This window comes from Rhizocola hellebori, from assembly GCF_016862955.1.
Lineage (GTDB): Bacteria > Actinomycetota > Actinomycetes > Mycobacteriales > Micromonosporaceae > Rhizocola > Rhizocola hellebori.
Genome location: NZ_BONY01000037.1, coordinates 1 through 13,912 on the forward strand (window position 1 = coordinate 1; position 13,912 = coordinate 13,912).

The following is a 13,912-nucleotide window of genomic DNA, read 5'->3' on the forward strand; positions in this document are numbered from 1 at the left end:
GTCGTCCACTCGGCCCACAGCATTGAGGGCTTGTCCAGCCCAGTTGCGGACGGTCAGCAGTGTTTCGGTGGGTTGTGGGCTGTGCTGGCGCAGGGCTTGTAGGTGGTTGACGAGTTCGTCGAGTTCGTGGCGGCGGTGCGCGACGTCGGACAGCGGTAGATCGCCGGTGAGGGTGTCGAGCATGGCCGTGGCGGTCGCGATCGTTTGGCTCAGAAGTGGTTGGGCGCCGTGGCGGATGACGGTGGCGGTGAGCCGGTGCACCGCGATAACGACCGGGTCGTCGTGATGGCTGGTGGGGTGGTCGGATGGCTCGCGTTCGGCGAGCGTGATGAGGGAGGCGTTGGCCAGTACCCGCAATGCTTGGCTCATTGTCGTGCTGTCAAGGTCGAGTGCGGTCAGCGTGTGGGGTTTGGTGAGCAGGTAGCGGCTGGTGCCTTCGGGTGCGAGCACGGCCAGGACGGCCAGCAGCCGCTGGGAGTGCCCGGTGGGATCGTCGCGGTGGATGCTGTCGATGGACAGTGCGGTGGCTTTCAGGACACCGGGGTGGTCGGCGCCAGCTTGCTGCAGGAGCACTTCATCGAGCGCGATGGTGGCGAGTCTGTCCAGGTACAGGCGGTAGGACAGCCGGTTCAACCGCATGTAGGCCGCGGCTTGCGACAGGCCCAGCGGGAGCCAGCCCAGCTGCACCCCGACCTCACGCGCGGCATCCGTGTCGCGGTCACCGGTGGCTTGGGCAAGGAAGGCGACGCCTTGAGCCTGGGTGAACATGCCCACCGCCACCGGGGTGATCCCGGGCATGGTGGTGAATTCTTGCCGGTTGCTGGTCACGATCACTTTTGCGGTGCCGGTGGCGGGCAGGAAGGCGGTGACACTGTCTGGGTCGTCGACGTTGTCGAACACGAGCAGCCGCCGCTTGCGGTCGTTGACGCTGATTGCCCGGATCACTTGCGCCGCAATCTGATCCGCAGACAACAGGGAAGGGTCGAATCCCCATTGGGCGCCGAATTGGGCCAGGTCGGTGATCGGCCCGTTCTCGGCGTTGATCCACGCGACCAGGTCATAGCCTTGGTGGACGCATTGGCGTGCGTGGGCGGCGGCGAGCTGTGACTTGCCCGCACCGCGAGCGCCGGGCAATGCCACCAGCGCAGCACGCGCCCGGCCGCCCAACGCTTTGGCTAGTTGCTCCTGTTCGGAGGGGCGTGGCTGAAACCAGGCTGCCTCTTTCGGGATCGCCCCGAACACCGCCGCGGCGTTTCCACCTGCCGCACCCGGCCCAGCGGCCGGCACTGCAACCTTGGCGGCGGTGATGCTGAGCGCGCCGCCAACAGCGGCCAGCACTGTACCTACTACCCCCAGCGGCAGTGTCAGCCATGGTAGATCGGTGAACAATGTGGCCAGCGCCGTCAGCAGACCACCGATCCCGGCTAACCCGATAACCGGGGCCCAGCCACGCCGACCCGTCACAATGATCTCCCGTTCGCAATGCTGGTAACGGTTGCAGTGTCGCACCGGGACACCACCAACCAGGTCTACCAGTCAGTGATCAGACCTAGGCGGAAAGCGTCAAGTGGGACGGAAACGGAAACCATCAGCTGGGACTAGACAACCCCACGACAACTGTGTCGTACCACGGTTGATGCTTGACAAGGTGCTGGCTGCGGCTGGCTGATCATTCGATGTTTTGCCCAATGTTGGTCCGTGATCTTGGAAGTGATGTTCAAATCTGCAGGTGAGCTATCCATATTGGATCAAAATGCTTTGCGTGGTCTCGGCGTGCGATTAACCGAACACTCTACTAGGTAGACCGCGACAAGTTGACAGGTCTAAATGGCGTTATGCGCTTCTAGGCTTGCTGGAGAGCAGGAGGTGAGAGATGGCCTTGATGAACGTCGTTGTCGCGATTGGAGCGACAGCAGCCACCGTCAGTGCGGTGGTGGCGGTACTGAGGTATCGAGAGCGTAGGCGCTAGAGCATTGGGGAAGCCCCGTCCTGAACGAACGGGGCCTCAGTGGGCGGGGACTCGGAGTTTGGTCGCCTGGGTCCCTGCTCACACCAATAGCATGCCATGCACACTCCGCTGCGGAGCCCAGGACTTCACCGGGACGGAGCTGGGCGACCGTCGCGCGCTCAACGGGGCACCAACGAGCCACTTATTGTGGCGTCAGACTTGCCAGCTTCTTTTGGGCAAGCAAAAGTGCACCGGCGGTCTCGAGTCCGTCGATCGTAATACCTATCTCCGAGAGTGCTTAATCAAACGGCATGTGGACGGTGCTCATGTCGAAGTACTTTTCAATTTCCGTGTCACCTTGGGCCTTTCCTGCTGAGCGAACCGGCGTTGCGAGATAGAGATTGACATACTTGTTATGTCTCGGAGGGCAGTGCGTAGTAGCTGCCTAGGGGGTACAGGGATCCGCCTTCGGCAAGGATGTAGCCGGTTTCTTCGACCAGCTCTCGCAGAGCGGCATCTACTGTGGGTTCGTCGGCAGACACGATGCCGGCCGGAAGCTCCAAGGTGTCTTTCTTCAGATTGTGCCGGTACTGCTTGACCAGAACGACATTGCCGTCTTCGGTCACGGGCACGACCATGGCACTCGGTGTGGGGTCGGCGAAGTACCACTCGATCTCCTGCCCAGCCGGCATCCTGAGTACCTCGCGGACAAACCGTTTCGGTCAACCCCACCGGTGAAGCGCAAACCAAACACCACCAACGGCTCTGCGAAGAACTGGCCGTGCTGCCCTGCTCGACGGTGTGCGCGAACTGGCTGCTCTACGGGGTGCAGCCGGAAAAGGTGCGCAAGGGCCTGGTCCCCGGCCGCTGCTCAGGCAAAGTGCACCAGAGCCACACCCTCGGCTTCACCGGCCGCCGCGTCCTCGTCTCACGCCAATGGTCAGGCAAGACCCTCGCCGACCACCGCGCCGACCAGAAGGACTGGATCCGCGCCGCCCTGGCCGAGGCATGCTCCGACCTTCCCGAAGTCGACACCGGCCGCTACCTCTACCAGATCGCCCGCAAAGACGACCCCGACGTGCCACCAGTCCTCGTGCGGGTCATGGCCGCCATCGAACTCCGCACACGGCACAAAGCAGTGCTGCGCCGGGCCTTAGGACCACCGGGACATGTTCCGGCAACCCAGATCAACAACCCACCCGGTAAAGGAGAAAGCAAGTGACCGCAATAGCATTACCACCCCGCACCAGCGCCCATGCGGTGCCATCGCAATACCGGCCCAGACCACACGAGAGATCTACACGGTGGCCGAGGTCGCCGTCATGCTCGGCCTCACCCTGGGCGGTGCATACGAACTGGTCCGTGACGGCACGATTCCGGCGCTCAAGCTCGGCGGCCGCTGGGTCATCCCTAAGAAACGCTTCCACGCCTGGCTAGTCGGATTCCAAGAGGAGGCGAGCAGCTAATGGGCCACATCTCGAAAGCTCCCTCTCGCAAGTTCCGGGCCAACTGGCGCGATGTCGCTGACCGGCAGAAGGCGAAGACTTTCAAGACCCGCAAGGAAGCGCAGGCCTTTCTCGCCACTACTGAGGCGAGCCTAAACACCGGCTCGTATGTGGACCCGCATGCCGGCCGGATGCGCTTTGGCGTCTACGCCCAACGGTGGCTGGAAGCACGCAACAGCGAAGCGACCACAGCAGCTCGGGACGCCTCCCTGATGCGCACCCACGTCCTGGCCGCCTGGGCTCCGGTGCCTTTCGGCAAGATAGATCACCTCGCCGTGCAGCAGTGGGTCACCGCACTGGGCAAGCGGCTTGCCCCGGCCACGGTCGCCAAATGTCACCAGCTCATGGCGGCCATCATGCGGTCGGCTATGCGGGATCGGATCATCGGTGTCAACCCGTGCGATGGGGTCCGGCTCCCCAAGCGCCGCACCAAGAATCATGAGGGGCAGACGGTCACTCCCACGGTGGTGGTGAGTCAGCTTCTTCCGGCTCTGCCTGCCCGACACTGGGCGCTCGTGGCGCTGGCCGCTGGGACTGGGCTGCGCTGGGGTGAGTGCGTGGGCCTGGGCTGGGACGCGGTCGATCTGGTCAAGCGTGAGGTGCATGTGCTGCGCGTGGAGGTGGCGGGAACTGTTTCGGCAAAGCCGTTCCCCAAGTCGAAGGCTGGCCGTCGCGCCGTCCCGCTCCCGGAGCTCGTGGTCGCCCGGCTGCGCCATCACCGTGAGATGTGTGAGCCGGGCCCGGCGGGGGAGGTCTTCACCAACGAGGCCGGGGGCCGATGCGCCGCACCCTGTTCCGCTCCCGGATCTGGCGACCCGCTCTCGTGCGCGCCGGGCTGCTCGGTGCGGTGGAGGAGGTCGGGCCGGGCAAATTCCGTGCCGGCTGGACCGACTGCAACGGCTTCGAACAGAGCGCCGACACGACGACCCGGGCGAGCGCGGTCACGATGGTCGCCAAGTGCGCCAGCGGGGGGCTGCGGTTCCACGACCTACGCCATTCATACGCAACCTGGCTGGTCTCCAGCGGCGTACCGATCAACGACGTCCAAAAGGTGATGGGGCACGAGCAGGCGTCCACGACTCTCAACCGCTACACCCACGGATCTGACGGACGGGACAGCAGGGTCCGCAACGCACTCGCTGACTGGGGCCGATGAAGAAGGGTCCGAAAACGAATCAGGCCTCCCTGAAAAGGAGGCCTGACCTGTGCTTATTGAAAGTGGGCGATACTGGGATCGAACCAGTGACCTCTTCCGTGTGAAGGAAACGAAGAGATCCACTAGGCGCGCTCGGCGCTTGATCGAACCACAGTCTAGCAGCCAAAACATGTATCACGATGTAACGCGATCTATCGTGGTTTCTCAAGATCCTAACTCACAGGCAACAACTGTCCACATTGGTCACAACAGGCGTTCCCTGGGCGACCGGGTGAGCGCTTGCGACGGACGCCGGCCATAGCCTCACGTGCTCTGGCCAGGCGTTGGTTGCGAGCGTGGAGGTACCGATCAACCGCGTTGCTCTTGGGGGAGTGACCCATCGTCGCGGCAATCTCGTGACGTGGCATACCCGCCTCCGCGCACCGCGTACCAAACGTGTGCCTCATGTCGTGGGGGGTTGGTTGCGGATCGTCCAGGATGGTCACTTCGTCGTAGTAGTTCGCTTTCCAGGGCCGCTCGCCGGCTGCTACCCGGTCCGCCTTCCATGCTTCGATCTCTTCCGGTGACCACGGTGACGCTCGGCGCAGCCCTCGATTCCAGTACCGCTTGAGCCAGTTGTCATAGAGCAGCTTTCCGGTACCTACCCGTTTGCCATTCCCGGGTGCGCGGAACAGATCCCCATCGGTAGTGTCGAGATCCGCCTCAAGGTAGACCTTTTCGAAGCGCGGCCATAAATCATCGTCGATCGTGACAAATCGAATTCCTGACGCGCTCTTGGCATATTCGCGGTCTTCGCCAGTCTTCTCACGCACCCTGTGCACCCAAAAGCCTTGATCCTTGGTGCGCACGACGCTTCGGCGGACAGCGGCGAGCTCCTCCCATCGGCACCCCGTGTAAAGCAGCGCCTCCACGAAGAGTGCCGCCTCATTGACCTGAGGGAAGCGCTCCTCGAGGTTGCCTAGCAGGATGTCGTCCTCCCACTCATCGAGCACACGATCCTCATGCGGCGCCGGCGGGGCGGTCTTCACTGCAAGACAGGGGTTGTGCTCGACGGCGCCCAAGTCGCGAGCGATCTCGAACATGCTCCGCAGCACGTTGAGAGCGGCGGTCTGCGTCCAACCTTTCGCGCCCTTGGCCTCGATGTCGTTGACCCAGGCGGTGACGTGGGGTTTCTTGGCAGGTCCGACGCTAAGTTTGGCCCAGTGCGGGGCGACCCAGGTCCGCCAGTGGCTTGCGTCGCGCTTGTGGCTCGCCTTCTCCAGCCGGCGGTCAGCGGCGTAAAGCTCCCAGAGTTCGCCTACCGTGACCTTTCCGAGCCGCGGATCGAAGAATTTACCCTCACCTTTCTTGGCCTCCATCTTGCCGGCCCACTTGACGACCCAGGGCTTGCTGATGTGGCTCTCAGTGATGCGATCGGTTGGCCCTAAGCCCGTGTAGACGGTCGCTGCCCACTTGCCGCTGTCGAGCTGCCTAATCCACGCCATTGGCCTGCTCCCGCCGGGCTTGTTCCCGCGCTTCGAAGTACGCCTCCACCGCCACGTCTTGCCCCAACTTCCGGGCGAAGTAGTCGAGCTCCGCTAGCTCAGCTTGTTCCTGGCGGAGGCGCTCAGCCTGCTTCTCCCGCTGACGATCGAGCATGAAACCGCGGGTTTCCTCATCGACTGGCAACAGCATGATGTGACGGACGATCGTGCTGTTGGGATCGAGTCCGTGAAGGCGGGGATCCACAGATTGCGAAGGGGCGGGCTCGGGTTCGACGATCAGCGACGCTACGGCCTGACGCACTACATCCTCTGGATCGTCGCCAACGATCGTCGCGATGAGACGCACGGTCGACACGTCAACCCGACGCTTGGTCCCGTAGGTCATCCGCTTGATCGTATTCAGGCTGAGTTGGCCGTTTGACTCCCTCGCGAGCCGTGCGACGCTCCATCCGGGCCGGCGCTGGATGCCCTTGAGGTAGTTCATCCACCAGGTGTCTTGCTCAGGGGCGGGGTCAGCCAGCGACATATGCACACGATATCGACTGTCCGCCTTGGGGTTTCGCTGACCGGATCGACCCAAAACGGGGTCGGGCCAACCTTGGGCCGCATCCATGCTCATACCTACTCTTTGTGGCGATGAGCGGCGTAATGCCGTACCAATCATGGGTCGATTCTAGCCCAAGCTGTCAATATCACGGTAGTTAAGTCGGATTACAGCGGCTCAGTTTTGGGTCGACGATGCTTGCGTGCCCGCTTTGGGTCGTTCTAACGTTTGCGACATGAAATCGACCCAAACTTGGGTCGCCTCTGAGGGGGTGACCGACCCACAGCAGCCGCTTCTCAACCGAGTGATCTTCGGGGAGCTGATGAGGGTCCGTGGCATTCCGAGCATGGCTCGACTGGCCGAGCTCGCCGGCGTCAGCAAGTCGACCGCCTTCCGGGTTCGCGACGGAGAAACCCGCGCGCTGCTGTCGACGGCTCAGGCATTCGCTCGGGTGCTCGACACCACCGTGAGCACCCTGTTCCCGGAGCCTTCCGATGTCTAGCGCTCCGATGTCTAGCGTGAAGGTGTCCGCGGCCGATCGCTGGCTGAGCGTTGTCGATGCCGCGGAGTACTTCGGCGGAGGCGTCATGCGGGTGTACCGCCGGATCTGGGCGGGCCAGCTCGTCGTGTCCAACGTCGCAATGGAGGGCAGCAAGCCCAACTACAGGGTCTCACTGAAGTCCATCGATAAGTACTTCAGTGACCGCCAGCTCACTGCGCCGAGCCGCGGGCTGGCCAAGTAACCCACCAAAGAAATGAGGCCCATCGGTGCTTACGACACCTAGGGCCCAAGTCACCGAAAGGCGGAGGAGCCTTGATGACCACATCAACTTTAGCCACGGTCGGCCCTGCGGCGCTAGCACTGCCAGCAGGCGTCATCGCGATCAGCATTGCCCGAGCCATCGGCTACGCCGTGATCTGGGTAGTGGGCAAGGCGGTCGACGCACTCGCCGCGGACTTCGCACTAGCCGTATACGCGCTCGGATCGCTTGCGGACTCACGCAGCACGGCGCGCCACCGCACACCGCGCACCTTGGCAATGACGGGGGTAAACCGATGAACCTCAACAACCCAAAGCTGCCCGCGGTCCTGCTCGCCATCGCGCTGAGCACCGCATTCCTAGGCGCGTCGGGCCTGCTCGCCCTGAAAACCAACCAGGATAACGCGTTCGCCTTCCTGCCTGTCCCCGTCGCCATCGCCGGCTTGCTGCTGCTCGTGTGGTACGGCCGGCGAGTAGCGAAGGCGCAGAACAGCCGACCAGGGCAACACCGCGCCAAGGGCCGATGGCATGAGCTCGCCCCAAGGCCGATGCCGGGAACCAACCCGGTTCCCTACGCCCGGTACGGCCGGCGGCCGATGAGCGCAGCGGACAAGCGAAAGCAGCTTGAAGCAGAGGATCGCCTGCACGCCGAATTCTTCACGGGGCGTGTGGCATGACCCATTGGCGCGAGGGCGTTGCCTATCTTCAGGTTCGCCCACATAGCTTCCATCAGCTTCGCGTGGTGAAGGCGACACAGCGTCCGCCGGAGATTGTCGAGTCGGGCTGTGTCGTAGTGAAGGTCAGGCTACGCATTCCGGATCGGGCGTTTGCTCCGCTACAGCCGGAGGCAACTGTCACCGTCCCTGAGGAGCTTGTGCAGCATCCAATCGTGGTCGAGGCGGTGGATCCATCGTGATCGAGATGCACGACGAGACTGCCTACCTCGAAACGGATGCGCCCTGCTCGGTGGTCGAGAACGACGGAATCGTGATGGAGCTCAACGGCGACGGGTCAATCGTGAACTACGGATTCCCTGCCGGCCTGGTCGAGCTCCCCGAAACCCTTGACGAAAAGATCGAGCGCCTGACCGCCGAGCTCAAGCGGGCCAAGGCGGACCGCGAGAACGAAGTCCAACTCCAGATTGGACAAAGCGATGACTGAGCCTGCCAAAAATCCCGAGCCGCTGATCGTCACCGTGACCGCCACCATCACGGACGGCCAGGTAGTGCGGTGGTTCACCAGTGAGTTCTCCGCCAAGCGTGTCAACTCCATCGTCTCGGCCTCGCGCAACGGCGTACACATCGACGCTTGGTTGCACGAGATCCCGGAGGGCCTGCTCGACAAAGCGCGCGACGCCTGGCACGCGCTGCAGCGCCGCGAAGACGTCAAGCATCTCGCGACCCACTACAGCCGCTTTCTGAGCGATGACCTCGTGCCGATCCAGCCCGCTAGGGACTAGCCAGGATTGACCGTAGCAACTAGGTTAATTAAGCTTCACGGGGAAAGGTGAGTCCTTTGGCTACCAACCAACCCGACGTATACCGCGTCGGCCTACTCAAAGACATGCATCGACTTACACGGATCTGGAAGTACCAGCGTGCGCGATTCGAGCGGAATCTCCACGAGGTCTGGCAGAACTTCACGGCGCACTGGCGCCAGCGCAGCTATTGGGACGGATACCACGCCGAGCTCGACGGGCTGCCCCATCGCGGGCACGGCTGGACGGCCAAGCGGGCACTAGCGTCGCTGGCGCACATCGAGGCTACGCAGCATTACGCCGAACACAAGCCGTGCGGCTACCGGCGACTGACCGCCAAAGTGCGCAAGCACTACTGCGTGACGTGCGGCAAGAAACCTCGCCGCGGTTGGGTCGCCCTCGCGCCGGATGAGGTGGACCGCTGATGCCCTGGATCAGAAAAGCGACCGCACCGCCACCGCCGCACACCTGCCCGAACTGGGCCATGACCTCGGACACCAGCGTCGACGACCTCTACCGGTGCGATGAATGCCGAAAACTCTGGCGCATCGGATGGGCCTGCGATATCTGCGACTACTTCGGCGATCACGCCGGTTTCGGTGGCGGGCACAAGGTCGGCTACCGGTGGCGCCGAGCCCGGATGTCGCAGCGCATCCGGTTCTGGAGGCACCGATGAAGACCTACCGCAAGCTACCCGAGTTCGCGGCAGACTACCGCATTCTCAAGGCACGCAACCTCCCCGATGCCGAAATCGCGGTGCGCATGGGCTACCAACCGAGCTCGATCAGCAAGCTCATAGCCCGCGCACGTCAGGCCGGGCTCGTCGCCGGCGGGCGGAGGCGGCCGGCGACGAGCGAGCACATCGAACAGCTCGGCGCGCACATCGACCAGTTCAGCTGGCCCAAAGGCGTTGGCCGGCCAGTGCGCACGGACATGCTCGACTACCCCACAGGGTGGCGCTTGGCGAAGGAGGGTGTCATCCACACCGATCGACGATGCTCCTACATCCAAGCTTGGGGCGGTTTTCTCTGCGACTGCAGGGCAATCGAGGCGGAGTGGATCCGCCGTGGTGGCGTGAAGTACTGGGGGCGAATGCCATGACCCAACACCATGAAGAACTGAGCGCTACGTCTGTCGTCGATTGGCTTGAGCGGCACCTCGACGCGTCGCTCACGGACTGGCAAGCGGACTACCTGACACGGGTTTACGCCCCTCCGCAGATGCTCCCGCATCAGGTTTCGCCGCTCGTACGTAGTCGGACTGAAGCGGGTCGTGGGGGTGCGCGATGACAGATCCTGTTGAGTCGCACCTCTGGCTGCCAGCCGCGCCGGTTAACGGCACGCCGTCGATGCTCTGCCCGTGTCGCCAACGGTGGCGCTGCGACCGTCCAGAGCCACAAGGTCCGTGCAAGCGCCACGAGGAGCGGGAGCGCCAGGCATGAGTATCTACCTACTTTGCCCGATGCCGGAATGCGCGACAGAGCAACAGTTGTGCGAGCTCGACCCCGATGCGTCGCTGAGCGCCATGCTCCGCCACTTCATCTATGGCCACCCCGACACCGATTCCGAATTTCTCATGACCATCGTTGAGGAGGTGCAGCGTTGAAGCGTTGCGTTGTTGTTGGCCTGGACATTTCGATAACCGGCACGGGCCTTGCCTGCAGCGCCCACCCGCGCACGCACCTCATCGGCGCCAAGGGCATCACGAAGCTACCGATCGACCAGCGCGCCAAGGTGCTCTCCGGGCTGTGCGCCGACATCGTGCTGTGGACCGAGCTTCAAGAGCCCGTGCTGGTGGCGATCGAAGCTCCCGCCTACGCACAGTCCGGAGGCGGGGCGGTCGAGCGGCACTACCTCTACATGGCCGTGATCACCCAGCTCGTCGGGCGCCGGATCCCTGTCGCCGAAGTCAACGTGTCCAAGCGAATCAAATACGCACTCGGAAAGGGCGTCGGCCCCAAGACGGCGATAGCCGACGCTGTCGCCCGCCGCTTTCCCGACTACGACACCGCCGGCAACGACAACCGTTGTGACGCCGTGATTCTCGCGGCAATGGGCGCCGATCATCTCGGGCAGCCGATCACCACCATGCCCCAAATCCACCGCGATGCCCTGGACGGCGTCCACTGGCCTATCAATATCGGAGACCCGACGTGACAACGGCAACCATCGAGCTGACCGCCAGCCAGGCTGAGGCCGGCCAGAAAATCCAGGACTGGTACACCGATCCGGATTCGCAGGTGTTCCGCCTGTTCGGATACGCGGGCACTGGCAAGAGCACCACCGCCAATATCTTGATCTCCCAACTCGGCGTGCGCTTGCCGGTCTACGCCGCATACACAGGCAAGGCAGCATATGTGCTGCGTAGCAAGGGTGCTGAGGGTGCGTCCACCATTCACAGCCTGATCTACCTGCCCGCCATGAAGGCTCGGGCCAAGCTCGATCAGCTCGTCAAACAGCTCGATACGCTGCTGGTCGACCCGCTCGCGGACCCGCGAGACATTCAAGTGCTGCAACGTAAAATCGAAATCGAGAAGCGCAAGCTCGAATCGCCCGACTGGCACCTGAAAGAGCAAGAGGAATCCGACCTATACGGTTCCGACCTGCTCATCATTGATGAGGTGTCGATGGTGGGCGAGCGCACCGCCCTCGACCTGCTCTCGTGGGGCGTCAAAACCCTCGTGCTCGGCGACCCCGCGCAGTTGCCACCGGTCGACGGCGCCGGCTACTTCATCGACGCGCAACCCAACCACCTCCTCACCGAGGTCCTCCGCTCCGCCCTGGATTCGCCGGTGACACGGATTGCCACGACCATCCGGGCCGCGACCATACGCGACCATGACTATGGCGTCACCGGTCTCGACGGCGACTCGGGCCGCATCGACCGCCTGACCGTTGCCGACCTGCTCAGCGTGGATCAGGTGCTAGTGGGCACCAACAACACCAGGTGGCAAACCATCCACCTGCTGCGAGCCTTGAAAGGCTTGCACCATCCGATGCCCATCGCCGGTGACCGGATCATGGTGCTCGCCAACTCCGGGAGCGCGGAAGTCTTCAATGGCCAGCAATTCAGCGTCATCAACGCGCACGACGTGCCCGACCACGACAACCGGATCTGTCTCGACGTGCTCGACGACGACGGGGCACCCCGCCAGCTCACCTGCTGGCGCTCCGGCTTCGCCGGCTTGAAAGGCGAGCAAGCCGCGAAACGCGACGGCCGCGGCAACGTCGTCGCAGCCACCTACGGACAGGCAGTCACCGTCCACAAAGCCCAAGGCTCCCAATGGGACTCGGTCCTCGTGGTCGACGAGTCCAGCGTGTTCGCCTCCATCGAGGGCAAGGAAGCATCCCGCCGCGGCGATCCTGGCGCACGAGAGGCCGGCCACCGCGCAGGGCAACGCTGGCTTTATACCGCGGCGACACGGGCCGCTAAGCAGATCCGCATCATCGACCGACTGAGGGTCCAGCCATGACCGAATCTACCTGGCAGGCGTTCGTGTGCGAGCGCAACGGTTTCGTTATCACCGGCGAGGAGGACGTCGCCGAGGCGCTGCAGGGGCGCGACGCGCAGATCAGCATCCGGCGCTGCACCGCGCTGCCGTTCGACCGCCACAACGACGGCCTGCTCCACATGCCGGGCACCTGGTGCACGAACGATCTCTTCATGGAAATCGACATCGACGACATCGATGAAGGGTGCGCAGACGAGTTCTGGCAACTGACCAAAGCAGCCGCAGCCGGCATGAGCGAGGCAGCAAGGAAAGCCGTCACACCGGTCGACGATGAGGCGCGCACGTGGCTGATCTGGTCGCACCGGCACAAGCTCTGGTGGAGGCCGAATCGAGCTGGCTACACCGGTCATGCGCACCTTGCGGGCGTCTATACCCGAGCCGAGGTTGACGGAATCTGCGACCCGTCAAGCGAATCCATTGGGGTCGAGTGTGCTGGTATCTCCACGCTTTACGCTGCCGCCGCGATCGAGGCTGACCTAGCCGCCTACATCGTGGGGGTGTCCCGATGACGGCGCCGGCCAAGACACAGCAGCCGTGCGATGACCCGTTCTGCAGCGGCCCCCAAGCATGCGGCTGGCTCCCCGTCGAACACATCCGTCCCAACCAGGGCGGCCGCGGCATCGTCCCCAAACCCACCACGGCGTCCGTAGCGGTCGCACAAACTCCGGTCGGCGGCATCGTTGCCACCGACGCCAGCACCAAGCCTGATTCGACCGTGGAAACCATGCGCGAGGTGCTCACCTCGTTGGATGCCTCGCGCCCCCGGTCGATGCAAACCACGCTCGGCCCGTCCGAGCTCGGCACCCCGTGCGGCCGGCAGATAGCGATGAAGCTCGCCGGCGTGCCCCGTCAGCTGCCGGCCAACCGCCCACCGTGGGCGCCCATGCAAGGCACCGCAATACACGGCCTGATGGAAGAGGCGCTCGAGCACCACAACACGCAGCTTGGCCGCGAACGCTGGATCATCGAGCAACGCCTCGAAATCGACCCCGGCCTACACGACACGCCAGGTATTTCCGGCCACGGCGACGCCTTCGATACCGACTGGGCAATGGTCGTGGACTGGAAATTCGTTGGCACTACAGCATTGCGGGAGGTGAAACGCAAAACCATACCCAACGAGCTACTGGTCAAGCCCGACTACCGCGTGCAAGCCCACCTGTACGGCCTCGGCCACGAGCGTGCCGGGCGTGAGGTGCGATGGGTTCGCCTCGTGTTTCTGGCCCGTTCCCACGACTACAACGACTCCGCCGAATGGACCGAACGGTACGACCCCGAGATAGCCCATAAGGCCGTCGCCCGCTACTACGCATCCCTAGACATGCTCGGCAAACTGCCGCTCGCGGCGACGCCGGCACTGTGGGCTGCCGTGCCTGCCACGCCCGGCAAATCGTGCGATTGGTGCCCGTTCCGGCGGGCGGGTGGACCCGCGGACGCGACCGGATGCCCCGGAGACAGCCAAGCCAAGATCGACAAACAGGTAGCTGGCCTCATCGCCTAGCCCAACCACAACAATCCCAAGGGGGA

Annotated in this window: 20 protein-coding genes and 1 pseudogene; 17 read left to right on the plus strand and 4 right to left on the minus strand. The window is 63.7% G+C overall.

All coding sequences use genetic code 11. The features are described 5' to 3' along the window. Both Rhe02_RS27385 and Rhe02_RS27390 read right to left on the minus strand, forming a co-directional pair. On the minus strand, positions 1–1,464 hold a 1,464-nt coding region (locus Rhe02_RS27385; RefSeq protein ID WP_203911254.1), incomplete at its 3' end, for a tetratricopeptide repeat-containing protein. A gap of 897 nt (positions 1,465–2,361) precedes the next feature. Beyond that, on the minus strand, positions 2,362–2,640 hold the full coding sequence (locus tag Rhe02_RS27390) for an NUDIX hydrolase (protein WP_203911255.1): 279 nt from the start codon (positions 2,638–2,640) through the stop codon (positions 2,362–2,364). Between the two features lie 50 nt (positions 2,641–2,690). Here Rhe02_RS27390 and Rhe02_RS27395 point away from each other — a divergent pair. The 3 genes and pseudogenes from Rhe02_RS27395 to Rhe02_RS27405 all read left to right on the plus strand — a co-directional run. Beyond that, positions 2,691–3,170 (plus strand): annotated as a pseudogene (locus Rhe02_RS27395) (replication initiator); the annotation flags it as partial. Positions 3,171–3,252: 82 nt separating this feature from the next. Beyond that, a complete protein-coding gene (locus Rhe02_RS50045; protein WP_239124077.1) occupies positions 3,253–3,414 on the plus strand; it encodes a helix-turn-helix domain-containing protein in 162 nt (53 codons plus the stop codon). Between the two features lie 817 nt (positions 3,415–4,231). Then, positions 4,232–4,609 carry a tyrosine-type recombinase/integrase gene (locus Rhe02_RS27405; RefSeq protein WP_203911258.1) on the plus strand — a complete coding sequence of 126 codons (378 nt, stop codon included), beginning with the start codon at positions 4,232–4,234 and terminating at the stop codon, positions 4,607–4,609. A 212-nt stretch (positions 4,610–4,821) separates the two neighbouring features. Here Rhe02_RS27405 and Rhe02_RS27410 read toward each other — a convergent pair whose 3' ends face one another. Further along, positions 4,822–6,093 carry a tyrosine-type recombinase/integrase gene (locus Rhe02_RS27410; RefSeq protein ID WP_203911259.1) on the minus strand — a complete coding sequence of 424 codons (1,272 nt, stop codon included), beginning with the start codon at positions 6,091–6,093 and terminating at the stop codon, positions 4,822–4,824. Next, entirely contained in the window at positions 6,080–6,619 is a 540-nt protein-coding gene (locus Rhe02_RS27415; protein ID WP_203911260.1) for a hypothetical protein, read from the minus strand. Before Rhe02_RS27415 ends, Rhe02_RS27410 begins: the two co-directional genes overlap by 14 nt. A gap of 253 nt (positions 6,620–6,872) precedes the next feature. Here Rhe02_RS27415 and Rhe02_RS27420 point away from each other — a divergent pair, with 253 nt between their 5' ends. The 14 genes from Rhe02_RS27420 to Rhe02_RS27485 all read left to right on the plus strand — a co-directional run bounded on the left by Rhe02_RS27420 (position 6,873) and on the right by Rhe02_RS27485 (position 13,886). Further along, positions 6,873–7,139: a helix-turn-helix domain-containing protein gene (locus Rhe02_RS27420; protein ID WP_203911261.1), complete on the plus strand. Its 267-nt coding sequence runs from the start codon at positions 6,873–6,875 to the stop codon at positions 7,137–7,139. 16 nt (positions 7,140–7,155) lie between these two features. Then, positions 7,156–7,380 carry a hypothetical protein gene (locus Rhe02_RS27425; protein ID WP_203911262.1) on the plus strand — a complete coding sequence of 75 codons (225 nt, stop codon included), beginning with the start codon at positions 7,156–7,158 and terminating at the stop codon, positions 7,378–7,380. A 74-nt stretch (positions 7,381–7,454) separates the two neighbouring features. Beyond that, positions 7,455–7,697, plus strand: a complete 243-nt coding sequence (locus Rhe02_RS27430; protein ID WP_203911263.1) for a hypothetical protein — start codon at positions 7,455–7,457, stop codon at positions 7,695–7,697. Further along, positions 7,694–8,074: a hypothetical protein gene (locus Rhe02_RS27435; RefSeq protein ID WP_203911264.1), complete on the plus strand. Its 381-nt coding sequence runs from the start codon at positions 7,694–7,696 to the stop codon at positions 8,072–8,074. The genes Rhe02_RS27430 and Rhe02_RS27435 overlap by 4 nt, the downstream gene beginning before the upstream one ends. A gap of 235 nt (positions 8,075–8,309) precedes the next feature. Then, the gene (locus tag Rhe02_RS27440; protein WP_203911265.1) at positions 8,310–8,558 is read left to right on the plus strand and encodes a hypothetical protein; all 249 of its coding nucleotides are present in this window, start codon (positions 8,310–8,312) and stop codon (positions 8,556–8,558) included. Beyond that, a complete protein-coding gene (locus Rhe02_RS27445; RefSeq protein WP_203911266.1) occupies positions 8,551–8,856 on the plus strand; it encodes a hypothetical protein in 306 nt (101 codons plus the stop codon). The genes Rhe02_RS27440 and Rhe02_RS27445 overlap by 8 nt, the downstream gene beginning before the upstream one ends. 104 nt (positions 8,857–8,960) lie before the next feature. Beyond that, complete coding sequence (locus Rhe02_RS27450) at positions 8,961–9,299, plus strand: hypothetical protein (protein WP_203911267.1); 339 nt, start codon at positions 8,961–8,963, stop codon at positions 9,297–9,299. Beyond that, entirely contained in the window at positions 9,299–9,550 is a 252-nt protein-coding gene (locus tag Rhe02_RS27455; RefSeq protein ID WP_203911268.1) for a hypothetical protein, read from the plus strand. The genes Rhe02_RS27450 and Rhe02_RS27455 overlap by 1 nt, the downstream gene beginning before the upstream one ends. After that, on the plus strand, positions 9,547–9,975 hold the full coding sequence (locus tag Rhe02_RS27460; RefSeq protein ID WP_203911269.1) for a hypothetical protein: 429 nt from the start codon (positions 9,547–9,549) through the stop codon (positions 9,973–9,975). Before Rhe02_RS27455 ends, Rhe02_RS27460 begins: the two co-directional genes overlap by 4 nt. Before the next feature lie 336 nt (positions 9,976–10,311). Continuing rightward, a complete protein-coding gene (locus tag Rhe02_RS27465; protein ID WP_203911270.1) occupies positions 10,312–10,479 on the plus strand; it encodes a hypothetical protein in 168 nt (55 codons plus the stop codon). After that, positions 10,476–11,030 (plus strand): hypothetical protein, encoded by a 555-nt coding sequence (locus Rhe02_RS27470; protein WP_203911271.1) that lies wholly within the window; start codon positions 10,476–10,478, stop codon positions 11,028–11,030. The genes Rhe02_RS27465 and Rhe02_RS27470 overlap by 4 nt, the downstream gene beginning before the upstream one ends. Further along, positions 11,027–12,346, plus strand: a complete 1,320-nt coding sequence (locus Rhe02_RS27475; protein ID WP_203911272.1) for an ATP-dependent DNA helicase — start codon at positions 11,027–11,029, stop codon at positions 12,344–12,346. Before Rhe02_RS27470 ends, Rhe02_RS27475 begins: the two co-directional genes overlap by 4 nt. Beyond that, on the plus strand, positions 12,343–12,894 hold the full coding sequence (locus Rhe02_RS27480; protein ID WP_203911273.1) for a hypothetical protein: 552 nt from the start codon (positions 12,343–12,345) through the stop codon (positions 12,892–12,894). The genes Rhe02_RS27475 and Rhe02_RS27480 overlap by 4 nt, the downstream gene beginning before the upstream one ends. Then, a complete protein-coding gene (locus Rhe02_RS27485; RefSeq protein WP_203911274.1) occupies positions 12,891–13,886 on the plus strand; it encodes a hypothetical protein in 996 nt (331 codons plus the stop codon). The genes Rhe02_RS27480 and Rhe02_RS27485 overlap by 4 nt, the downstream gene beginning before the upstream one ends. Positions 13,887–13,912: the final 26 nt, after the last annotated feature.